Source organism: Bifidobacterium imperatoris, from assembly GCF_002860405.1.
GTDB lineage: Bacteria > Actinomycetota > Actinomycetes > Actinomycetales > Bifidobacteriaceae > Bifidobacterium > Bifidobacterium imperatoris.
The window spans coordinates 1-23,594 of the sequence record NZ_NMWV01000031.1; the positions used below are offsets into that span (position 1 = coordinate 1).

A 23,594-nucleotide genomic window follows, 5' to 3' on the forward strand; every position below is an offset into this window, starting at 1 on the left:
CTTGCAGCGCATGCTGGGGCATTCGAGCGCGGCCATGACGCTGGACGTGTACGCGGACCTGTTCGATTCCGACTTGTTGGATGTGACGCGGATGGTCGATGCGGCCGTGCAGCTCGAATCGGGCGCCGAAAGGGAATGTGGGCAAAATGTGGGCAAAAACGTTCCCGAACCGACTGTGATGGTCTGAAAACGTTGGTATTCCAACGGTCTTGCATTGTGGGCGCTGAAGGTTCGAGTCCCTCATTGCCCACCATTGAAGAAGATGGGAAACAAGCCGTTCTGCTTTACGCCAGTAAAGCCGAGCGGCTTGTTCATTATCTGCAGTCGGTAAGGGTACTCGGTCTGTTGCATGCTGTTCTTTAGCACGGTCATATTCATCTGAAGCGCAACAAACTGTGAAATTACGGAATGTAAGAACTACTGAGTCGTAACACTCACGTAGAGTGGTGAACAGAGTGTTTTATCCAGCAGGAGGTTGATCAGCCGATGGCGAAGGAACTTCGTGAAGGGGACGGCAAGGCCGGAATCGCGCGTGCCGGTAAGCGCAAGTTGGGATACGATACCGCGCAAGTGGATGCGTTTTTGGAGCGTGCCCACGCCTTGTACGAAAGCGAGGGCATCCACCTCACTCAGCAGGATATTCAGTCCGTTTCGTTTGATTTGGCCAAAGACGGTTATGTAATCAGTCAGGTTGATGCCACGCTGAACCGTCTCGAACGTGCAGTTGTGGATAAGCAGACCGCTTGGGAAATCGCTCAACAAGGTCGTGTGGCTTGGAAGGCTCAGACCGAGAAGCTGTATCAGGAGATCGCATCTCATGTGGAGCGTGCCCCGCGTCAACGTTTCAAGCCGGGCGAGCCGAAGCATCCGTCGTATGACAGGAAGCAAGTGGATCGCATCGCCGATCAGGTGGTCGATAAGGCAGCCGCTGCGCTCGGCGTGGACGGCGTCACGCAGGAGGATGTGCGTGGACTGGCCGATTTGAACGCTGCTTCCGTGAATAATGTCATTTTCACCCAGCGCAAGGGCAAGAAAGGTTATGACGAGCGTCAGGTTGATTACTTCCTGAACGTATGCGTCCAGTTGCTCAGCCGGTTGGAATCGTTCGCTCGCGTCAGCGATTATGATGCCGATGATTCCTCTGCCACCAAGCAGGAAACGACTGCGGCAATTGCCGCAACTCAGCCGGACGGCTCGGTCTCTCCGCTGATCTCCGCTGATGCCCAGCGTGCTGCAACCACTGCAGCGCCTACCGCAGCTGCTGTGGCCGCAGGTGAATCGTTTGACGCGTTGCGTAAGGCCGAACAGAACTTGTTCCCCGCTCCGGCCTCCGCCACCGCTCCGATTATGACGACGCCTAGCGCTCCTGTTACGAGCCCCGCTCCCGTGGCATATACGCCTTCCGCGCCATCGGTTGCTCCTGCTGCTTCGGTCAGCGAATCGCAGCCTGCAGCTAAGGCTCCCGCACCGAGGACCGCCGAGCCGCTGCCATCATTCCAACCTGCAGGCCGCCCGGTTCCCACAGCGGCTGAGCCGACTATTCCTGTTACTGCACCTGCCGCCGCAGCCCCTGTCACAACGGTTGCACCGGCGTCAAAGCCGTCTAACACGGCTACTTCGCAGCCGGCTCCGGCTGTAGCGCCAGCTGCTACCTATACCAATGCTGCGGATAATAACTCTTCTCTTGCAGCACTGGCTCATATGGCTGAAATCTCCCAGGAAATGCCGGCTGTGGGAACGTCTTCATTCGCTCCGAAGATGCCGAGCTTGGACACGCCGAGTGCTCTTCGCTTGCACGAAACCCCTGCACCAGTGCAGAACACCGACATGCCGGCTTCCTTCGCTCCGTCAGCACAGCCTGTTCATACACACGCTGATGCCACCGCTTCCACTTCTCCGGCTGTAACTCAAGATGCACCTGCGCAGGTGCAACCGGAAGCCAAGCCAGCTGACACGACTGCCGGTGATGCCGATAAGTCGAGCGACAAGGAGTCGATTCCGGATACGGTTTTCCCGATGATGCCTTCATTCGATAGCGATTTCGGCATCTCCATTCCGGATCTTTCATTCCCCACGCTCAACGATGACGACACAAAGAAGGAACAGTGAGCGAAGTCTCTAATCGCAGCGTAGTAATTCTGGGATCCACAGGATCCATTGGCACCCAAGGACTTGATGTCATTCAGCGCCATCCTGAGCGGTTCACCGTTACCGGACTGGCCGCAGGAGGGTCTCATATTGAGCTTCTTGCCCAGCAGGCCGCGGCATTTCATGTCCCGCAGGTAGCGGTGTTCGACGCTTCCAAGGTCAAAGACCTTGAAGAGGCCCTGACTCAGGCTGGAGCCAAGCAGACCAAGGTCAGTGGTGGCCCTGAATCGGTTATCGCTCTTGCCGGATCGGGCGCTGATGTGGTGCTCAACGGCATCACCGGTTCAATCGGTTTGGAACCTTCCATCGCAGCGCTTCAGGCAGGCTCCCAGTTGGCTCTGGCCAATAAGGAATCGGTGGTTGCCGGCGGTCATCTGCTGTTTGGCTCGCAGGTGCGTGCCAATCAGATTAACCCGGTTGATTCCGAGCATTCAGCCATCTGGCAGTCCTTGCGGTCCGGCACTCATGCGGAAGTCGCCAAGCTGATTGTCACGGCATCCGGTGGCCCGTTCCGAGGTTGGAAGCGTGCTGATATGGAGCACATCACTCCGGAACAGGCATTGCACCACCCAACGTGGAACATGGGACCGGTGGTGACCATCAACTCTTCAACGCTGATGAACAAGGGCTTAGAGGTTATCGAGGCTTCACGCCTGTTCGATATTCCTCCGGAACGCATTGACGTGACCGTGCACCCGCAATCCATTGTGCATTCTCTCGTTGAGTTCGTGGATGGTGCCACTATCGGACAGGCTTCTCCACCGGATATGCGCTTGCCGATTGCCTTGGGACTTTCCGCTCCTGACCGCATGAATAATGTGGCTGCCGCCTGCGATTGGACTCAAGCTGCGACTTGGACCTTTGAACCATTGGATAATGAAGCATTCCCAGCCGTTCAATTGGCTCGCCATTGCCTTGACGCATCCGAAAAGCATACGGCTGTGCTGAATGCCGCCAACGAGCAGGCCGTGCATGCTTTCCTCGACCATCGTTTACCGTATTTAGGCATTGTGGATACGGTCAAGGCAGTACTTGACGAGATGGATGCTGAACTTCGCGGTAATCCATTGTTCGCCAACGTGGAGGAAATGAACCAACTGGAGCTCGAAGCACGTCGTTTTGCGGATGAGCTGATAAACAAGTAATGCAACTTCTCAGCTTTCCTCAATAGAGGAGCTGGCTCGCAAAGTGAGACTGAGGGGTAGAAAGGCACAAGCTTGAATCCTGTAGACAAGCCGTTCCGCAAAACCGGCGATCCGATTGAACTCACCAGCGAATCCCCGCTGCATCCTCGTCGTAAGTCCCGCCGTATCATGGTGGGGCCTGTGCCGGTGGGCGGGGGAGCTCCCATCTCCGTACAGTCGATGACCAATACGTTGACTGCGAACGTTCCGGCAACACTGCAACAGATCGCTGAGCTCACCGCAGCCGGTTGCGATATTGTGCGTGTAGCGGTGCCGAGCCAGGATGATGCCGACGCTTTGCCGGAGATCTGCCGTAAGTCGCCGATTCCAGTGATTGCAGACATCCACTTCCAGTCGAAGTACGTATTCCAGGCCATTGATGCCGGTTGCGCTGCCGTTCGCGTGAACCCAGGCAACATTCGCAAATTCGATGAGGTTGGTCCTTCCATCTGCAAGGCGGCAACCGATGCCGGCATTTCACTGCGCATCGGCGTGAACGCTGGCTCGCTGGATAAGGAACTGTATGCCAAGTATGGTGGTCCGACTCCTGAAGCGTTGGTTGCCTCCGCGCTGAAGGAAGCCCACATGTTCGAGGACGTTGGCTTCCATGATTTCAAGATTTCCGTCAAGCATCACGATGTGATCACGATGGTGCAGACGTACCGACTGCTTGCCTCCAAGGGTGATTGGCCGCTGCACCTTGGTGTCACCGAAGCGGGCCCGGCATGGCAGGGCACCATCAAGTCGTGCCTTGCATTCGGCGCATTGCTCGCCGAAGGCATTGGCGACACGATTCGTGTATCCCTCTCGGCACCGCCTGTTGAAGAGGTCAAAGTAGGCTGCAAGCTGCTCGAATACATGGGATTGCGCCCACGCAAGTTCGATATCATCTCCTGCCCGAGCTGCGGTCGCGCCCAGGTGGATGTGATTCAACTGGCCTCCGCGGTAACCGAAGGCCTCAAAGATATCACCGCTCCGATTCGCGTGGCCGTCATGGGCTGCATCGTCAACGGTCCTGGTGAGGCTCGTGAAGCCGATCTTGGCGTGGCATCCGGTAACGGCAAGGGGCAGATTTTCATCAAGGGCAAGGTCATTAAGACTGTGCCCGAGGATCAGATTGTGGAAACCCTGCTCACCATCGCCAATGATATTGCCGCGCAGATGGAAGCGGACGGTCAGGTGCCCGCCAACGCTACCGGTCCGGTAGTCGTGCCCATCCAGCATCCTGGCCACTGATACGTCAAAGGTTCCGTGTTCTCTTTAGGCTCCTTGCCCGCAGCGAACACGGAACCTCAGGTGGTGCAGAGGATACAATAATTCGCGTGTCAAATCAGCAACAGCAGCATTCTCCTCAACCGTGGACTCGTGGCCACCGGCTGATGGTGAGTCTGCCTATTTTCATCATGCTGATTGGCATACTGGTATCCATTTCCAATCTCACTACTGTTCCCTGGAATATTGAGCCCACAGGCCAGTCAATGGCCACGCTAACCAGCGATACTTCAGTAACCTTCGACAACACAACCGGGGAACAGCTGCCATCAAAAGGCAGTTATGATGTTTCCGAGCGGTACATAACACTGAACATTGCTCGCGACGGCTCGCTCAGCCAGGAACAAGGTACACGCAATACGGCCAATGCCAATGGTGTGCAGGCTATCAAAGTATTGATTCGCGAGCCACAGGGAGTTTCCGGCAAACGTCCGGCAATGGTGTTCATGCATGGTGCAGGATATGGCACTTGCGACAATTCCTTCGGCGATGTGGCCTCCGATCTTGCGTCAGCTGGTTTCGTAACAGCTGTGCTTGATAAACCGGTTTGGAATACTACGGATATCAGCCGAGATTACCCGGCTTCCGCCAAAGCCTACGATCGTGTTATCGAATACTTGCGCGGGTTAGACAATGTGAATGCCAAACAAGTTGGTATTTACGCCACTTCGGAATCGACGTGGATTTCCTCATACCTTCTGCAGGAAGATCGGGACATCGCATTCCAGATTCTCTTAAGCCCAATGGTGTTTAGCCCAAGGCAATCATTGGGGTTCTTCGTGACTCAGGATTTCACACTGGTGGGAGCCAATGATGGATATCAATCCATTGTGCAGCGCCTGTTCAGTGTTGACGCGGGCCTGTTTGGACTGACGAATTTCGATATTCATACACTGGTACCTCGTGCCTATGCCGTACCCACCTATGTGGCCTACGGTTCCAAGGATGTGATGACCGCGCAGGTGGAGGGCGTGCGCGCGATTTTGTATAACGCGCATAAGGCCGGTAACTGGAATGTGACAGTTCGCAGCTATCCGGTAGCCAACCATGTGCTGCGCTTGGGGGATGAATCCGAAGAAGGCACTCCATTCGCTGATGCGTATGTTGATGATCTGATTGATTGGTCGGTCGGAACCACTGCAGGTCTCACCCAAACCAGTGAACGTGTGGGTGGCACCAATCTGTATCAGTCCATCGGATTGCCGAGAGCATTGAAAGCACGCAGAACCGGCACCATCTATGGTGTGATTCTTCACGCTACGATGCTGCTGCTATTGCTTGCTTCTGCTGTGATGTCTCTGATTGCATTAGTACGCAAACTAGTGGCTGATGCTCGGTGGCGTCGCCGCAAGCATCAAGCCATAAAACTTGGGGGTCGTATTCCCCCAAAGCCGGTGGTCCTGGGATTCGCGCATGGATTCGGCAACGCACTATTGACTTTGACCCTATCCACAATGGCTGCATTGCTCATATTCATTGCAGGACTTGGCCAGGTGGTGATGGGCGTAGTCAAGCTTGCGTGGGGTGGTGCCCCCACGGAAACACCGGGTGTAATGTATTGGAGTTGGCCGGTTATCCAAGTGGTGTCCATCGTAGTGGTATGGGCATGGTCTCGCGTATTCATGCGTCTGATTGAGGTGGCATGGCAGCGTGGTCTGATTCAGTGGCCGCCGTGTAAGGACGCGGTCAAGAACATCATTACCGGTCAGGAGCCGGTGCTCGCCTCCACTCGCTTCGGCCGCGTCCTGTTCTGGTTGCTCACCTTCACCATGCTTTACGTATTACTGTTCTTCGCGTTCTGGGGGCTGTTCATCTACTGACACAGCGAGCGGCAATGTAATGATGGCGGTGAGCCGCCGTTCGCATCGCTCATATAGGCGCTGCGATGATGATTGAGGAGTAAACGATATGGCACTGTACCGAGACGAGGGTGTGGTATTACGTACCGCTAAACTCGGCGAAGCCGATCGTATTATCACCATCTTGACTCGCAACCACGGCAAGATTCGAGCGGTAGCCAAAGGCGTGCGACGCACAAAATCACGGTTCGGCGCTCGTCTGGAACCATTTATGCGTGCTGATTTGCTTATAGCCGAAGGCCGTACATTGGATACCGTTTCCCAAGCGGAATCCATAGCTGCGTATGGTGCATCAATTGCCGTTGACTTCAATGCGTATGAGGCTGCGAACGTTATCGTGGAAACCATTGATAAGCTTGCCAGCACCGAACATGAATGCGTGCCGGCACAGTATCGACTGTTGATTGGTGCATTGAATGCATTGGCCAAGCATGCTCATGCGCCGCGTGCCATCAGCGGTTCGTATGTGATGCGCGCCATGTCCTTGGCTGGCTGGACGCCGCGACTCAGCGCTTGCGTAGTTTGTGGGCGCTCTGGGGGAGCATATCTTTCCATTGCCTCAGGTGGTGTGATGTGCGAAGCTGATCACACCACTGATGCTCGGCGTGTTCCACCGCGTGCAGTGCAAGAGCTCCAAGCCCTGATTCAAGGCGACTGGACTGTGTTAGACGAGGTTCCGTTGCAACGCATTACTGAAGAGTTGGTTGAAGATTGGGCGGAGTATTACTTGGAACGGCCCATTCGTTCGCTGCGCTTGATAGATTCATGAGTATGGCTTTTGAGAACGTAGATTACACGTCATTGGACATTCCCGCTGCCCCGTTCAGCGACCCCTCCCGTATCCCCGATTTTCCGAAAAACAAAGTGCCCCGCCATGTGGGCGTGATCATGGACGGCAATGGCCGTTGGGCCAAGCAGCGCGGCATGATTCGCACCAACGGTCATCAGGCTGCCGAGCCAGTGGTGTTCGACACTATCGCTGGTGCCATTGAGGCGGGTGTGCGCTATCTGAGTCTGTACACGTTCTCCACGGAAAACTGGAAGCGTTCTCCTCAGGAAGTGCGATTCCTGATGGGCTTCTCCCGTGAGATCATTCACCGCCGTGTGGAGCAGATGGATGAGTGGGGTGTGCGCGTACGCTGGTCCGGTCGCCGCCCGAAACTGTGGAAGTCTGTGATTGACGAGCTGGAATCCGCTATGGAACGCACGAAGAATAATAAGGTTATCGATGTGGTGTTCTGCATCAACTATGGTGGCCGTGCGGAGATTGCCGATGCTTGTGCTGCGATTGCGCGCGAAGTGCGTGACGGCAAGATTTCCGGCGATCGTGTAACCGAAAAGATGATTGCCGACCATCTGTACAACCCAGACATTCCAGACTGCGATTTGGTGATTCGCACCTCCGGCGAGCAGCGTACCTCGAACTTCCTGCCGTGGGAGGCTGCTTACGCCGAACTTGATTTCGTGCCGGAACTCTTCCCGGACTGCGGACGTGAAGTCCTCTGGCGTGCCATCGACGATTACATCCATCGTGATCGTCGATTTGGTAATGCCAAATAATTTCAAAAGCTCACAGTGCACATTGCGCTGTGAGCTTTTCAGTAATAACTACTGATCCAGGTCTTCGTCTTTGCCGTTGCCCAGAGCGATCCATTCGACTAGGGAGATAAGTCCCAGGAGGATTGCGGTTTCGGCGATAACGACTACTGTGGCGGAGAAGATCAGTGGCGTGCGGAATGAGTTGAAGGCGGCTTGCAACCAGATACCCAGGCCATTCATAGCACCTAGGTATTCCGCAGTGGCCGCGGTACCGAAAATGTAGGCGGCGGAAATGCGAATGCCGCCGAAAATCTGGCGTGCGGCCACACGCAGTTTGACGTGGAACAGCGTCCATACGCGGGTTGCACCGCATGTTAGCGCCACATCCTCATAGAATCCCGGCACGGCGTTCAGGCCGCGTGCGGTTTGCACGGCTATGGGAAACACGCCGAAGACGGCCACAATAACGATTTTGCCTAATGGTTCGAAGCCGAACCAGATCATGAACAGTGGTGCCACGGTAATCAGTGGAATTGTCTGCGCTGCCGCCAGAAGAGGGTAGAACGCGCGATACATCATTTTGGACACGTATAGTCCAATGCCAATAAGTACGCCGGCAATGATGGCGATACTAAAACCAGTGAGTCCCTCATAGGTAGTGATGGCGGCGGCTGTCATCAAATCAGGCCAGGTATCAACCATCGAAGCCACAATTTGCGTGGGGGAGGCGAGTATGCGCTCGGAAATATGCCCGGCTTGAACTGCTATCTGCCAAATCACCAGTAATCCGCCGATGGTGATTGCTGGCGGCGCGATACGCGCAAGCCAAGATTTCAATTGCTTCATAGGAGTCAAGGTCTTTGCAAGATAGATTGGCTCCCCTCACTGAGGGGAGCCAAAGTAATGAAATCAGGCCACGTAATCGTTGGTGGCGAGCTCCTTGGCCTGTGGGGCTTCGGCCGGGTTCTTGCCATCCTTGTCCTTGTAGGTGCCGGCCTTGTACTGGAAGTCCAGATATGGCTGGGTGTCATCGAAGTTCACGGTACCGGGCAGGTTCTTGGCATCATCGGTGGTCCAGTAACCGTTCTTGGCGATCTCTTCCATAGAAGTGCGAGTCAGCTTGGAATCGAGCTGGGCTTCCTTGGCCTGGGCCACGAGAATATCGGCGGCCTTGTCCGGATTGGCCAGCGCGTAGTCGTAACCCTTCTTGGTAGCGGAAATGAACTTCTTCAAAGCATCGGCGTTCTTGGAATCCTTGACCCAAGAGTCATTGACGGCGAAGCCAAGCTGATCTGGGTTGCCAGGAACACCCCAGTCGGAAGCCACGAAGCAGTTCAGTGCTGGGCCGTTGAGTTCGCTTTCCACGCCTTCCCAGGTCACGTAGAAGCCGCCGAAATCACCCTTGCCGGAAGTCAAGGTCTCGAACGTGTTGGTGCCGGCGGTGGCGGTCTTGATTTCGCCGGTGCCGCCAGCGTACTTGATCATCTGCTGTACCACGGCGGTCTGTTCGGCGGAACCAAAGCTCACGAAGGTCTTGCCGGAAAGATCCTTCGGGGTTTTGATATCGGTGCGGGAAGCCAAAGCGCACCAACGGGCCACCGGCTTCTGAGTCAGGTCGAAGACGAACTTCAGCTTGGCACCTTGGGAGTTGAAAGCGGCCACGTTGCTCAACGTGGTGAAGCCCACATTGGCCACGCCGTTCTCGACGCTGGTTTCTGCGCCGGCCTGAGCAGTCGGAAGGATTTTCACGTTGACGCCGGCATCCTTGTAGTAGCCGAGCTTCTGGGCCACGTACAGGCCAATGTGATTGGTATTCGGCGTCCAATCCAGCATGAACGACACGGTAGGCGTGCTGGAGTTGCTGGAATCGGCGGAGTTGGTGCCGCCGCATGCAGCCATAGTCAGGGACAGGGCAATCGCTCCGGCTGCGGCCGCGAATGTGGCCAGGCCCTTCTTGATATTCATCATCTTCTCTTTCACCTTGCTTTCTGCGCATTACGCGCTTTCGGCCTGATGCCCCATGCGTGGGAAGGTGAGGAGCCCGCGCGAGACATCAAACCATACACCCTTAATCACTTGACGTATCGATAACGCGTCAGATGGGTGTTATTCAACTGATGTGGGCACGGCTGCTGCCACCAACCGCGCGAACGCCCTTCAGTATAGCCGCATGCTTGGAAGGCGCATGAAACAAAAAATCCCGCTGACCGAGGCCAGCGGGAACAACATGGCAAGGATCTTACTCCAAGCCAATCGACTTTAGATGGTGCAGCTTCAGCGAGTTGACCGCGAGCGAACCGGATTCTGCAGACAGCTTGATAGCACGCGGGCCATCAGAAGCGAAGGAGTATTCGCTCAGCACTTGGTGGCCACCGTTTACGTAGACCTCAACGGAACCGCGGTCCACGAATACACGCAGATCGAGCGTGTCGGCGGCAAGTTCTGCTTCGGTCAGCGGTGCGGTACGGTAGCCGCGATCGCCATACTTGAGGGTTTGACGATCCACCACCACACGGCCAAGCTGATCATCGTACGCCACATACAAGTACGCACCATCATCGGTGGTGTGAACCTTCAAGCCAGCGCGTTCGGCGGTGGTGTGCTTCAGATCAATGCTCAGTTCGATTTCCACGGCTTCGGCATCATCGGAGATGATTTTCTCGCCATCGCCGTCCAACGTAATGGAGCCGTGGTCGAACGTGTCTTCGCGCAACTCTTCCATCTCAGCCACCGGAGCGGTGATCACGTCACCATCAGCGCCCAGGGTGATTTCGCGCGGCAGAGTCAACTGGCCACACCAGCCATCATCCATCATCGGAGCGGGATCCATGAACGGTGCCATCCAGCCGTAGACGATTTGACGGCCATCCTCGCCTCCGGCGTTGAACGACTGCGGCGCATAGTAATTGTGACCGCAATCCCACGGACGGAATTCGGTTTCCGGCTTGAATTCGCCGCCTGCCTCCCAAGTGCCAATCATGTAACCGGCATTGCTTTCGTTGCGGTTGGCAAAACCATTCGGCTTGGAGCCCATAGCGGAGAAGCCGATAACCCACTTCTCATTGCCGTCCTTATCCTTCAACGGGAAGAAGTCGGGGCATTCGAGCATGAATACGTTCGGATCCGGATGCTCGAACAGTACACGCTCGTACTTCCAGCTCACCATGTCTTCAGAGGTGAACAGCCACATCTGGCCGCGCTTTTCGGCCGAAGAAACACCGAAGGTCATATACCAGGTTTCGCCGGTCTTCCACACCTTCGGGTCGCGGAAGTGATGCCAGACCTTATCGGTGGGGCAGTCGATGATCATGCCTTGCTTAGTGGCAGAGGTCAGTTCATCGTTATCCGGGGTGGCAAGCAGCTGTACCTGCCAATCGTCGGTACGGTCGGCAGGATTACGCCAGCGATGGCCCGTGTAGTAGAAGCGCAGCTGGCCGTCGTCGCCTATGGCTGCGGAGCCGGAGAACACGCCGTGCTTATCTTCTTCCAGAGAAGGAGCAAACATAATTGGTTCGCGTTTCCAATGAATCATGTCCGTAGAGGAAACATGGCCCCAATGCATCGGGCCCCAATGAGAGCTGTAGGGATGCAACTGGTAGAAGACATGCCAGCGGCCCTTGTAATAGCACAAGCCATTCGGATCGTTGATCCAGCCGGCATTGGAAGCGATGTGGTACTTCGGGTACCAGCGATTGTTGCGCTTAGGCTCTAATGCTGCAAGGCCGGCTTCGGCCTTGGCTAGTTCGGCCTTATGGTCGAGAATCGGGTGGAGCTGCGGGGTCTTCGGTGTGAAATCGGTCATAACAATCCTTTGTTTGACTGGAGCTGTTGCATCGTTGCGTCCGGTTGCGGTTGATTTCAAGAAATATTATGGGTCGTCAATCGATTTACGTCAATCGATTGACGAGCACAGCGTGTCATCTCATCTCGGTATTTGCTGTCGGTATCGCTCATTTGCTTTGTAAGTTCGCGCAATTACGAAGGCATCGCGAACATACAAACATTTTCAGCTTCAAAATCCTTTGTAAGTTCGCGCAGTATTCGTTATTGCGCGAACTTACAAAGGATTTAGGAGACGAATAGGAGCCAAAACGTCTGATGAATGAATCGATTGGGTGCACTAGCTGCGCACGGACTCCTTTTCGATAAGCGCACAGTGGATTTTCGCTGGCACCGGCGCATTGAGCGGCGGTAGGGGAGCGGTGGTGCTTGGCCATTCCATATCGGCTAGTGGGCTTTCTTCAATCAGTGATACCAGCTTGGAGGCGGCCCAATACCCCATTTCGAAATGAGGCAACTCCACGGTGGTGAGTTGCGGAACAAGCGTATCCGCGAACACGCGATGATTATCCACGCCCACTACGGAGATATCGTGGCCTATCTTCAGTCCATGTCGCGCAGCGCATTCATACACATACCAGGCGCGAGCATCGTTGAAGCAGAAGAATCCATCCGGCTGTGCCGAGTCAAAGAGCGCGTTGACTGCTTCCAATGCGGGTTCGTTATTGCCCACATGCACAATAAGATGTTCGTCAAAGTCTCGTCCGGCTTCAGCAAGAGCTGCTCGGTATCCGTCCAAACGACCTTGCTCGGCAATAATCGGATCTTCGGCACCCACATAAGCGATGCGCTCACAGCCCGAGGCAATCAGTCGTGTGGTGGCATCGTACCCGATATGGAATTCATCGGGTTCCACACTGGGAACGACGCCCGCCTCATCCGTGGCATCCACTAAGACCAGCGGCATATCCTTGAGCGCTTTCGGTACGTCGGTAATCCGGTTCGACATCTTCGCATACAGAAAACCATCAGTGCCATAGCGTTTCAGTGCTGCGATTTCCTCAGCTTCGTTCTGTGCTCCGTCGGTGCTCACCACAATCATCATGTAGCCGAGTTCCCGTGCCGCGGTTTGCGCGCCCAGAATAATGCCTCCTGCATATGGGGTAGTAGCTACGTCTTCGCTAATGAATCCAAGCATATGCGTGCGTCCGGTGCGTAGCGAGCTGGCAAGGGGATTGGATTGATAGCCGAGTTGTGAGGCGATGGTGCGCACCTGATTCGCCACATTGCCTCGCACGCGCCCTTCGTCGCGATTATTCAACACCAGTGACACGGTTGAGACAGACACGCCTGCCCGCTTTGCAATCTCCTTCATCGTAACCATAAGGTCAAACGATACACCTACTACAGGTTGCGCACTGCGCCAATAAAAAGCGGCACGTCATCCGGCGTAGTCAGCATATACAGGAATGGCCGATTCACGGTGAATTCCACAACTTGCTGTTGTACTGGTGCGCTTCCGGCTTCAGCCCCCACTTTGGTGAACGCTGAAGCCTTTGCCCCATGTTCGTTCACTGCAATACGAGTGCCTTGGATAATCGAACCGATGAACAACTCGCCGGCAGGAGCAGCATCCGTCATCTTGCTCAGATCAGCAGTTCCAGCATCAAATGCATCGTTGATGCCCAATGTTTTCAAAGCTTGGATTGAATCATCGGAAGCAAACGTGCTATCGATGGTGAAACGCGGCAAAGCAACGTTGACGAGGGCCGATTCAGCGGCCACGCCCCAGCCCTCAGGAGCATCAGTCATACATCCATACTGATATGAAGACCCCAAGCAAGTGCTCAATGCCCAGCGCAGCTTCTCGGTATCCTGAATAATACTGTCAAAACTACCGGCTGCAGGCAGCAGCACAGTCAGTGCGCCGCCATTATCGAACGGTATGGAAATGCGCTGCCAAGTGCTGTTGGAATCGTGCGCCCAAACCATGCCATCGAATGACTGATTCATCATCAGCACATCATTATCGCCGTTCGTGCCGTGGAAAGTCTGTCTATCAGTAAACTCAGGTTTAAACGGATCCTGCCAGCGCCCATCCGCAGCCACGATATTGATGATGGAGATGACTTCGTTCCCCTCCAATGTGATCCGCGGTTTCAAGGAACCTTGAGTATGTTGATCAATCCATTGACTCATACGTTGTGCTGCAGCATCATTGAACGGCAGTGACTGCACATCCGCGTCAAAAGCATCCTCGATGCTTACTTTGAAATCCTTGTTCAGCGTGTACTGATTATCGGCCCACAATGAATTCGCTGTGTTCATCTGAGATTTCGCACCACTATAACGGCCATTGATGGAGCTCAACAGCGATTGATAATCCTTAGAACTCAGTGACTTGGTACCCAGTACCTTATCCAACTGTGAACGGGTCGTACCATCCGCCCCTTGCGCAGCCATCGCCAACGCCATCCACATTGAGGCAGGGGAATAGTTCACATTGCCCTGCCTATTCTGAGCCGACTCCATTTGCAGAAATGCCGAAGCAGATTGATAAGCGAAATCGGAAGAACTGGTAGCCGCCGACTGCGTGGCATGTTTCGCGGCCGGTTTAAACAGCTGCATAGTGAGCAGCCGACCATCGCCAACAGTCCACCACACGCCGCCGCACGCGCAAGCGATAAGCACGACCACCATAATGATGGCGATACGAACCTGGTGTTTACGCTTGCGCTGCAGCGCGCTGTAATGGTTGATACTGTGGCTTTCCATCGCGGACTCCTAAGAGTGCCGGGATCGTGTGATAACCCAACGTAGGAGAAGCGTCACTCCAAATCCTGCAAATGATGCGACTGCGAACACCAGTAGGAAATACCACACCTGATCCATCGTGGACCAATTGAAATACCACGTACCCATATTTGTGCAGACTGATTCCACCGAACATTCGCCATCATAGGGAGTAATCAGCGCAAAGAGCAGCGGTAATGCAACTGCAGAACACAGCAGAGGAAAGAGCAGCGCTCGCAGTGGGTGAGTGAGTGCCGTAGCGCGAGACGCGTATACGGCATTGGCTATCAGCAGCACTGGAGGAATAGCAAAGTTGATGAGCAGCGCGCCGCCGATTTTGGCTTCGCCGCCTATGAGAATCGATATCAGCAGCAGGCCGTAAACGATGGCAACGGCGGCAATGCAGCCAATGGCGCGTGCATCGAGACGTGTGGAGCGAGATGATGAAAGCGTTTGCGATGTCATGGCATGTCTCCTCTCCGTTGAAAATGACATACTGACAGTTTCCATAATAAAACGGGCTTGGTGGCAACACGAATGGTTGCACCAAGCCCGTTGGAATGGCCTATAAGAGCTGATTATCAGTTCACCGAACGGCGAGCGGTCTCCACGCCGAAGATGCCGACGATAAGCATCGAGGCGATGGCAATCACGCTGATGGACACGAAGATGGACGTGGCACCGAGGTTCATCAGCATCCAACCCACCACCATAGGCATCAACACGTTGAGCAGCTTGGCGATGGCGTTGGCCACGCCCACGCAGCGGAAGCGCACCTTGGTGGCGAACAGTTCAGGAGCGTACACGGCCACCACGGAAGCCATGAGCACGTAGAGGCACATCATGAGCAGGAAGCCCACGATGATGGCACCGACAGTGGAAGTCTGGAACGCGTAGAGCATACCGAACACACCAGTGAAGAGGAACGCCGGTACGATAGTGCGCTTGCGGCCAATGCGATCGATGAGCAGAGAGCCGATGAGGCAGCCCACCGGAGCGCCGAGCATCATCATCGTGGAAGTGGTCAGCGAGGAGGAAAGGTTGATGCCGCGCTTGACCAGAATGGTCGGCACCCAAGAGGTGAAAGCGTAGGAGCACACGTTGGTGGCGCTCACAGCCACGATGGCCACGAGCAGGCAGATGCCGAGCGAACGGCCACCAGCGTTGCGAGTGGATTCAGCAGCAGACTTGGCAGCAGCTTCAGCAGGCTCAGAACCGTTGGCTTCAAGCTGCTTGACGATGGCATCAGCCTCGTTATAACGGCCGTGCACAGCCAGCCAACGCGGAGACTCCGGGATATCACGACGCAGCCACCAAATCACAGCGGCAATAAGACCGATACCGACGAATAGCGGACGCCAGCTCCAGCGAGGAATGATGAATGCGCACAGCAGCATGGCGATAGGCACACCACAGTTGGCGACGAGCGAAACGATAGCGCACCAATGGCCACGACGATTCATCGGGGCGAATTCGTTGACCATAGCGAAACCGGTGACGATTTCAGCGCCGAGGCCGAGGCCTGCGCCAAGACGGCAAAGAGAAAGAATAGCCATGTTCGGGGCGAATGCGCCGAGGAAGGTGAAGCCACCGAACAGCAGCAGGTTGATTTGGTAGGCTACGCGGCGGCCCTTCAGGTCGCCGACGAAACCGGCCAGCAGCGAGCCGACCAACAGGCCCAGGAAGCCTGCGGACATGAACGTGGAGTTTTGTGCCACGGTGGACCAGTGGGTGGACAGTGCACTGGAAGCCACAGCACTGCCGATATACACATCGATGCTGTCCATCAGCATGCCGGCCGCCACCAGAGCGACGATGCGATAGAACATCGGGGTCTCATGCGCACGATCCATGCGCGAAACAATTTCTTCTACCTGAGCATGATTCTCAGCGGTACGAGCCTCGGCGGCAGTCATAGCGGAATCATGGGAAATCTGCTGTTCAGCAGCAGTCATAGTGAGCGCCTCTTCTTACATCTTGTTGCAAGGCAACCGCTCAACGGTCTATTGCCGTGCAACGAACTCATAGCGCGGGTTCGACTTCGTTTGCCTTCCCATTGTGTGGGATAGTCAACGATTTCAAGCCTACGTCTTGAATTCACCTACCGAGCCAACATTGTGAGCTGGCTCACGTACGTCAGAAAAGAACTATAGGAGCGTTTTTCTTGGGCTCCTGTCGCGGGCCACATTGTGAACGAATATGAAACGGGGTGTCTCACTATGAGACACCCCGAGACAATCCACATGCGCGGTTTTACTGCTGAGTCTTTTTCGCCAAGATCTCATCCACCAGCTTCGGCTTTTCAGTCAGCTGACCAGTGAAACCGGGGCGAATATCCATGTGCAGCACCAGAGACGTGCGGTAACCCTGCTCGGCAAGCTTCTTGGCTGCTTCGCCGGCCACCTTGAGCACATCGTCGAGATTGCCCTCCACATTGGTGAACAATGCGTTGGTCTCTTGCGGCAAACCGGATTCGCGAATCACCTCAACAGCCTGAGACACATAAGGGGAAACTTCGGAACCCACGCCAGCAGCAGAAACCTGAATCGCTGCGACGGTGTTCAGGTACGGCTTGCCGGTTTCGGGGTCGATGGGTACTTCCTGCTTCACGGCATTGCGGTCAACGACCATAGTTGTCCTTTCAGCGGTATTTCCAGAAGTGGTCCATCGGGCCGGAGCCGTGCCCCAAATCCAATTGAGCCTTCAATGCGCCGGTCAGATACTTCTTCGCGTGCTTAATGGCCTTAGGCAGCGTATCGCCTAGAGCCAGATACGAGGCGATGGCAGAGCTCAACGTGCAGCCAGTGCCGTGAGTGTTCGGATTGTTAATACGCACGCCATCGAACCAAGTTACCGTGCCATCAACCTCAGCGAGCACGTCGTTGGCGTCTTCAGTACCATGACCGCCCTTGACCAGAGCCGCACAACCGTACTGTTCGCTGATACGACGAGCTGCAGTTTCCATATCCTCCTGATCATGAATCAGGGTGTCGGTCAGGGCTTCGGCCTCCGGGATGTTCGGCGTTACCACGGTGGCCATGCCGAACAGTCGGCCGGTCAGCGCTGCAATAGCGTCATCGCTGATGAGCTTGGCACCCGAAGTGGCCACCATCACCGGGTCGAGCACAATGTTGGTGGCGTGATGGGCTGTCAGACGGTCAGCGATGACGTTGATGATATCCGCGGAGGAGACCATGCCGATTTTCACGGCGACAGGCGGAATATCCTCGAATACCATGTCGATCTCATCGGCCAGAATATCCGGCTTCGTGTCCTGAATGGAACGCACGCCGGTGGTGTTCTGGGCGGTGAGTGCGGTGATGGCGCTCATGCCGAACACACCACATGCCAGCATGGTTTTCAGATCAGCCTGCATACCGGCGCCGCCGGACGAATCCGAACCTGAAATCGCAAGTACTGCTGGCAAAGTGGTGCTCATAATTTCTCCTTTAAAACTCGTAACACGTACCGAGCGTAGCGAGGTGGCTGTACGTTACTGTGCCTTCTGGTACAGCTTTGAGCCGCCCTCCTGGAACTTGCGGCTCATCTCAGCCATGCCAGCGGCAATATCATCCGCATTGGTGCTCGACGCAGCGCTTGTGGCCAATGCGCCACGAGCCTCCTGAGCAGACGGAATCTTGCCTGCCAGCGTATCCTGCACCAGCTGTTCCTGGGCTGCAGCGCCACCGAACTGCTTACGGATGTTCTGAGAGATGGCCATCGAGCAGAACTTCGGGCCGCACATCGAGCAGAAGTGCGCCATCTTAGCCGGCTCGGCGGGCAGTGTCTCGTCATGGAAGGCGATGGCCGTGTCCGGATCATAGGAAAGGTTGAACTGGTCAAGCCAACGGAATTCAAAACGAGCCTTCGAGATGGCCAGATCGCGATCCTGTGCATGCGGATGATGCTTGGCGATATCCGCGGCATGGCAGGCGATCTTGTAAGCGATCACGCCCTGCTTAACATCGTCCTTATTCGGCAGGCCGAGGTGTTCCTTCGGAGTCACATAGCACAGCATGGCAGTGCCGTAGCGAGCAATCTCCACGCCGCCGATGGCGGAGGTGATGTGATCGTAGCCGGGGGCAGTATCGGTGGTCAGCGGTCCAAGCGTATAGAACGGGGCATCCTTGCAGATGGCCTTCTCCATTTCGATGTTCATGCGCACGGTGTCGAACGGAATATGGCCCGGGCCTTCGATCATCACCTGAACATCCTTGGCCCAAGCGCGCTGGGTCAGTTCGCCCAAGGTCATCAGTTCGGCGAGCTGTGCAGCGTCGTTGGCATCGGCAAGCGAGCCCGGACGCAGACCATCGCCCAGGGAGAATGCCACATCGTACTTGGCGAAGATATCGCACAGTTCATCGAAGTGGGTGTACAGGAAGCTTTCCTGATGATGTTGCAAACACCATTCGGCCATAATCGAACCGCCACGGGAAACAATGCCGGTCACACGGTTGGCGGTCAGCGGCACGAAGCGCAGCAGCACGCCGGCGTGAATGGTCATGTAGTCCACACCCTGCTCACACTGTTCGATCACAGTGTCGCGGAACAGCTCCCAGCTGAGCTTGGAAGCGTCATCCTCCACCTTCTCCAGTGCCTGATACATCGGCACAGTGCCAATCGGCACAGGGGAGTTGCGCAGAATCCATTCGCGGGTGGTGTGAATGTCGTTGCCGGTGGAAAGATCCATCACAGTGTCGGCACCCCACTTGGTAGCCCAAGTGAGCTTCTCCACTTCCTCATCGATGGAAGAGGTCACGGCGGAGTTACCCATGTTGGCGTTGAGCTTGGTCAGGAAGGCGGATCCGATAATCATCGGCTCGGCCTCCGGGTGGTTGATGTTGCACGGCATGACGGCGCGGCCAGCAGCCAGCTCAGAGCGCACAAGCTCCACATCACAGTTCTCTCGCTCAGCGACATACTTCATTTCCGGGGTGATGATGCCGTGGCGGGCATACCACATCTGGGTCACCGGATGGTCCTTGGCGCGCATCGGCTGGTGCTTGCGACCACGCCATTCCTTGGTGGCACGACCGCGCTTGATAGCGCGCTTGCCATCATCGCCGAGGTTACGGCGGCGGCCTTCGTACTCTTCAATATCGCCGCGGTCACGAATCCAGTCGAGACGAAGCGGCTTCAGGCCTTCCTTCGGGTCGCACTTGGGGCCTTCAGTGTTGTAGTCGATGAACGGCGGGTTCGGGCCCACACCGGGAGTATCGGAAAGCTTGATTTCGGTGTACGGCACCTCAAGATCGTAAGAGCCAAACTGGTTTTCGAAATGCACCGACTTGGTCTTGCGGATGTGCGCCTTATCGCGCTGCTTGGAGCCGCGGGCGGCAATATCCACACGCTGCTGCTTGGCGAGTTTCTGTGCATCCTTGGCCTGCTTGGCGTTCGTGAACTTCTTCTCGGTGGCTTCGGAGCCGGCAGCTGCAGTACCCTCCTGAGCGGCCTGAGTATCAGCGGCCGGAGTATGAGTCACAATGCGCGGGGCGTAACCATGCTTGGCGTCGCCGCGTACGACCTTCCATGCCTCAACCATAGCCTTGGTGGTGGCTTCCGGATCATCGGCACCGGCGATGGCAGACACCACGAACCAGCCTGCGGCCTTGGTGCCGGCGAGCATGGGCATATCCTTAACGGTCACACCGCCGCCAACCACCACCGGGAACTCACAAGCAGCGCAAATGGTGTTAATTTGCTGGGCATCAAGGGTCTTGCCGGAACCGTCGTTGCCACCCACGGAAGCCTCTGGCTTGGTGGTGGAAACATGCAGCGGGCCGGCGCCGATGTAATCGATGCAGCCGTCAGGTAGCTCGTTGATGAGCTTGACCAGGCTTTCGGTCTCTGCGGAAAGGCCAACAATGGCATCATCGCCGAGCAGGGCGCGGGCTTCACGCGGCTCCATATCGGTCTGGCCGATGTGCACACCGTCCACCTTGATGCCCTTGCGGCGAGCTTGCCACACCACGTCAGCACGATCATCGATTACAAACGCCACGGAATCGGACTTATTGTTGTCTTCGATGATTTGTGCGATGTCCTGAGCCATTGCAGTCAGCTCGGAGGCATCGGCCTTCTTGGCGCGCAATTGGATGAACGTGGCGCCACCGCGCAATGCCTGATCGACAATGTCGGTCAACGGTCGGCCTTTGCAATCGTCGGGGCCCACCACAAAGTATGCGGAAAGGTCGAACGAGTCGCGCATGGATGCGTACGGATATTCGTTGCTCATTATTGTTCCTTTTGATTGATATTGAGGAAGTCTGTGTGTGATTTGGATAGTGTCAGAAAAGGTAGGTAGGTCTATCCGATTTTTCTCTTCGTTGGCTCCCTTCAGTGAGGGAGCTGTCGGCTGAGCTGACTGAGGGGAGCCAAAGCTGCATATCGACTGGGGAAGCCATTTCGAGAGAGAATTACTGCGCCAGAATTTCGCTGCCGGCCACCTGCTCAGCGGTCACATTCCACAGTGCGTCGAGGAACGCCACTTGGAACGAGCCGGGTCCTTTGGCTTCGGCTTCGGCTACTTCGGCCGCACGGTCATACAGCAGGGAAGCGGCCAGCGCAGCAATCAGCGGTTCGGCAATAGCAAGGTACGTGGCGGTTACGCCACCCAAGGAGCAGCCGGCTCCTGTGATTTTGGCCATCATTGCGCTGCCACCAGGCAAGCGATAGACGTGCTTGCCGTCAGTCACCAGATCGATTTTGCCGGACACGGCTACCGCAGCTTGATGATTGGGAGCGGACTGTGCAAGGAACCGAGCCAACAGCTTCGCCGGCTCGATTGCAGCGTCCACTTCATCCACGGACTCCACGCCTGCCGGGCGACTCTTCTTATCCGCGTCTAGCAATCCCCACATATTGGCTAGTGCGATGACTTCAGAAGCATTGGCGCGAATCACCGTTGGGGGAGCAGCCTTGAATGATTGCAAAATTGCGGTGCGGGTTTTGCCGATGCCAGCGGCCACGGGATCCAATACCCAAGGCTTGCCGAGATAGTTGAGTCGTTGTGCGATGGTTGGCAACGCGTCCTTATAGAACGGCAGTAGCGTACCCACATTGATATAGTTCGCGCCGGCGATTTTCGCGGTTTCAATCACATCATCCGGCAGGAAGCTCATGGCTGCCGTGCCACCTGCGGCCAGCTGCGCATTGGCCACAAGATTGATAGTGACGAAATTCGTGAACGATTGCGCCAGAGGTGTTTTGGCTTTTACATCTCGCACCGCCTGCGCTATGGCTTCACGTAGTTCTGCCAAATCATTTGATTGAGATGTTTGTGTACCACAATGTACGTGCGAATCATCGCTCATATCACTGCTCCCTACGATGGTCTTAACCAACAGGTTCTAAGGGTTAGGCGTTATGCCATTCTCAACCCGCCGTTGACGCGGGTTCCCCTGCATTACAATGCTGACGCTATGCGCGTATGCGGACATTTTCTTTACAAATCCGAACAGAATCGTTGATTTTTATGTGATTGCTCTGGCGCGTCGCCAAACCTCGTGGTATTTATGCGGGCTCTTGCTGTGACACGCGTGTAGGATGAGGTTCGTTTGCTTGGAATCCCTAGAATTTCGGGAGGAATGATGACTAATCAGTCCGCTGTTGATATCAATCAACTTCAGGAATACTCGCGTGCGTTCAATGCTGACCGTGCCAATCTTGTGGCCGCCAATGCTGCCGTCTCCACCGGTGTGCTTGCCGCAGCCACCGATTACCAAGGCCTGCGTGATCTGCCCCGTGACTTTTCCATCGAACTCAAGCAGGGCTCCATCACCAATCAGGAGCGCTCGGGCCGCTGTTGGATGTTCGCATCGCTCAACACGTTGCGTTACGAGCTGATGCACCACTGGAACTTGGAAGATTTCGAATTCTCCGAAACCTATTTGTTCTTCTGGGACGCCATCGAAAAGTCCAACACGTATCTTGAGCATGTGTTGGAAACCTTGGACGAGCCCACTGATTCCCGTATCTTCGAGGTCATCAACGATGGTCCGTCCGACGATGGCGGCTGGTGGCAGATGTTCGCCGCCCTGGTCAATAAATATGGCCTGGTACCGAAGTCCGCTTACCCTGAGTCCGCCAATTCGCGTGACTCGGATGCCTTCAAGCAATACCTCAACACTAAGCTGCGTGAGTTCGCCGCTGAGCTTCGTCGCCGTCATGCTGCCGGCGAATCGGTGGAGATGCTGCGTGAAGCCAAGCGTGAGGATATGGCCACGGTATATCGCATCTGCGCTATCGCACTCGGTGAGCCTCCGGCAACGTTCGACTTCCTGGCACGAGTCAAGGATGATGATGACGACAAGGATGATAATAAGGACAGCAAGGCTGATAAGACCGAGCAGGCCAAGCGCGAATCCGGCAAGGATGAACGCAAGCAGATTCGCGAAACCGGTATCACGCCGCTTGAGTTCTACAAGAAGTATGTGCCTGTGGATGTCAATGATTTCGTCACCATCTCTAATGCTCCGATGGCTCGTACCCCATTCGGCAAGCGCTACCGCATCCGTTGCACCGCGAATGTGATTGAAGCCGGCGATATGGAATTCGTCAACGTGCCGCTGGCCGTGTTCAAGAAGGCCGCCGTCGACCAGATCGCAGCTGGCCACCCGATTTGGTTCGCCTGCGATTGCATGCAATTCGCGCTGCGTGGTGAAGGTGTGTTCGATCGCGGTACTGTGCGAGTGGATCAGCTGTTCGGTACTGAATTCACCTTCGATAAGGCTGATGGCCTTGAGTACGGCGACCGTCCAAGCAATCATGCGATGACGCTCACTGGTGTGAATCTGGACGAGAACGACAAGCCTAACCGTTGGAAGATTGAAAACAGCTGGGGTAAGGACAACGGCAAGGATGGCTACTATGTGGCTTCCGACGCCTGGTTCGACCAGTTCGTCACTGAACTCATCATCCGCAAGGACATGCTCGACGAGGCGACGCTGGCCATTGCGCAAAGCGAGCCGGTAGAGCTTGAACCGTGGGAGCCGCTCACGCGCTCTTGCCGCTGAGCTCA

The 23,594-nt window shown here is 55.7% G+C and carries 18 protein-coding genes, 1 pseudogene and 1 riboswitch; of the genes and pseudogenes, 8 read left to right on the top strand and 11 right to left on the bottom strand.

Going from position 1 to position 23,594, the window contains the following annotated elements:
- The 7 genes and pseudogenes from Tam1G_RS09940 to Tam1G_RS09970 all read left to right on the top strand — a co-directional run.
- Positions 1 to 187: pseudogene (locus Tam1G_RS09940) on the top strand (site-specific integrase); the annotation flags it as partial.
- A 299-nt stretch (positions 188 to 486) separates the two neighbouring features.
- A complete protein-coding gene (locus Tam1G_RS09945) occupies positions 487 to 2,109 on the top strand; it encodes a DivIVA domain-containing protein (RefSeq protein WP_101626392.1) in 1,623 nt (540 codons plus the stop codon).
- Positions 2,106 to 3,293 (top strand): 1-deoxy-D-xylulose-5-phosphate reductoisomerase, encoded by a 1,188-nt coding sequence (gene dxr, locus Tam1G_RS09950; RefSeq protein ID WP_101626393.1) that lies wholly within the window; start codon positions 2,106 to 2,108, stop codon positions 3,291 to 3,293. Before Tam1G_RS09945 ends, dxr begins: the two co-directional genes overlap by 4 nt.
- 72 nt (positions 3,294 to 3,365) lie before the next feature.
- Positions 3,366 to 4,568, top strand: a complete 1,203-nt coding sequence (gene ispG / locus Tam1G_RS09955; protein WP_033889721.1) for a flavodoxin-dependent (E)-4-hydroxy-3-methylbut-2-enyl-diphosphate synthase — start codon at positions 3,366 to 3,368, stop codon at positions 4,566 to 4,568.
- Between the two features lie 143 nt (positions 4,569 to 4,711).
- Positions 4,712 to 6,424: an alpha/beta hydrolase family protein gene (locus Tam1G_RS09960; protein ID WP_165781988.1), complete on the top strand. Its 1,713-nt coding sequence runs from the start codon at positions 4,712 to 4,714 to the stop codon at positions 6,422 to 6,424.
- A gap of 88 nt (positions 6,425 to 6,512) precedes the next feature.
- Complete coding sequence (gene recO, locus Tam1G_RS09965) at positions 6,513 to 7,232, top strand: DNA repair protein RecO (protein WP_101626395.1); 720 nt, start codon at positions 6,513 to 6,515, stop codon at positions 7,230 to 7,232.
- Between the two features lie 2 nt (positions 7,233 to 7,234).
- On the top strand, positions 7,235 to 8,023 hold the full coding sequence (locus Tam1G_RS09970; RefSeq protein WP_101626396.1) for an isoprenyl transferase: 789 nt from the start codon (positions 7,235 to 7,237) through the stop codon (positions 8,021 to 8,023).
- A gap of 48 nt (positions 8,024 to 8,071) precedes the next feature.
- Here the strand turns inward: Tam1G_RS09970 and Tam1G_RS09975 are convergent, their stop codons facing one another.
- The 11 genes from Tam1G_RS09975 to thiM form a co-directional block, all read right to left on the bottom strand.
- A complete protein-coding gene (locus Tam1G_RS09975) occupies positions 8,072 to 8,848 on the bottom strand; it encodes an ABC transporter permease (RefSeq protein ID WP_101626397.1) in 777 nt (258 codons plus the stop codon).
- A 63-nt stretch (positions 8,849 to 8,911) separates the two neighbouring features.
- The gene (locus tag Tam1G_RS09980; RefSeq protein WP_101626398.1) at positions 8,912 to 9,967 is read right to left on the bottom strand and encodes an ABC transporter substrate-binding protein; all 1,056 of its coding nucleotides are present in this window, start codon (positions 9,965 to 9,967) and stop codon (positions 8,912 to 8,914) included.
- Positions 9,968 to 10,241: 274 nt separating this feature from the next.
- Entirely contained in the window at positions 10,242 to 11,804 is a 1,563-nt protein-coding gene (locus Tam1G_RS09985) for a glycoside hydrolase family 32 protein (RefSeq protein ID WP_101626399.1), read from the bottom strand.
- Between the two features lie 318 nt (positions 11,805 to 12,122).
- Positions 12,123 to 13,166, bottom strand: coding sequence for a LacI family DNA-binding transcriptional regulator (locus tag Tam1G_RS09990; RefSeq protein ID WP_101626400.1), 1,044 nt, complete (start codon positions 13,164 to 13,166; stop codon positions 12,123 to 12,125).
- 20 nt (positions 13,167 to 13,186) lie between these two features.
- On the bottom strand, positions 13,187 to 14,557 hold the full coding sequence (locus tag Tam1G_RS09995; RefSeq protein ID WP_101626401.1) for a serpin family protein: 1,371 nt from the start codon (positions 14,555 to 14,557) through the stop codon (positions 13,187 to 13,189).
- Positions 14,558 to 14,566: 9 nt separating this feature from the next.
- Positions 14,567 to 15,040 carry a hypothetical protein gene (locus tag Tam1G_RS10000; RefSeq protein ID WP_101626402.1) on the bottom strand — a complete coding sequence of 158 codons (474 nt, stop codon included), beginning with the start codon at positions 15,038 to 15,040 and terminating at the stop codon, positions 14,567 to 14,569.
- 116 nt (positions 15,041 to 15,156) lie between these two features.
- Positions 15,157 to 16,530: an MFS transporter gene (locus Tam1G_RS10005; RefSeq protein ID WP_101626403.1), complete on the bottom strand. Its 1,374-nt coding sequence runs from the start codon at positions 16,528 to 16,530 to the stop codon at positions 15,157 to 15,159.
- Between the two features lie 298 nt (positions 16,531 to 16,828).
- Positions 16,829 to 17,206: a thiamine-binding protein gene (locus Tam1G_RS10010; RefSeq protein ID WP_101626404.1), complete on the bottom strand. Its 378-nt coding sequence runs from the start codon at positions 17,204 to 17,206 to the stop codon at positions 16,829 to 16,831.
- A gap of 10 nt (positions 17,207 to 17,216) precedes the next feature.
- A complete protein-coding gene (gene thiD, locus Tam1G_RS10015; RefSeq protein ID WP_101626405.1) occupies positions 17,217 to 18,014 on the bottom strand; it encodes a bifunctional hydroxymethylpyrimidine kinase/phosphomethylpyrimidine kinase in 798 nt (265 codons plus the stop codon).
- Between the two features lie 54 nt (positions 18,015 to 18,068).
- The gene (thiC, locus tag Tam1G_RS10020; RefSeq protein WP_101626406.1) at positions 18,069 to 20,810 is read right to left on the bottom strand and encodes a phosphomethylpyrimidine synthase ThiC; all 2,742 of its coding nucleotides are present in this window, start codon (positions 20,808 to 20,810) and stop codon (positions 18,069 to 18,071) included.
- 181 nt (positions 20,811 to 20,991) lie between these two features.
- Complete coding sequence (gene thiM / locus Tam1G_RS10025; RefSeq protein ID WP_101626407.1) at positions 20,992 to 21,888, bottom strand: hydroxyethylthiazole kinase; 897 nt, start codon at positions 21,886 to 21,888, stop codon at positions 20,992 to 20,994.
- A riboswitch (TPP riboswitch) is annotated at positions 21,880 to 21,987 on the bottom strand. (Overlaps the previous gene by 9 nt.)
- 174 nt (positions 21,988 to 22,161) lie before the next feature.
- On the opposite strand from thiM, the gene Tam1G_RS10030 reads away from it, so the two are divergent.
- Complete coding sequence (locus tag Tam1G_RS10030; protein ID WP_423220491.1) at positions 22,162 to 23,589, top strand: C1 family peptidase; 1,428 nt, start codon at positions 22,162 to 22,164, stop codon at positions 23,587 to 23,589.
- Positions 23,590 to 23,594: the final 5 nt, after the last annotated feature.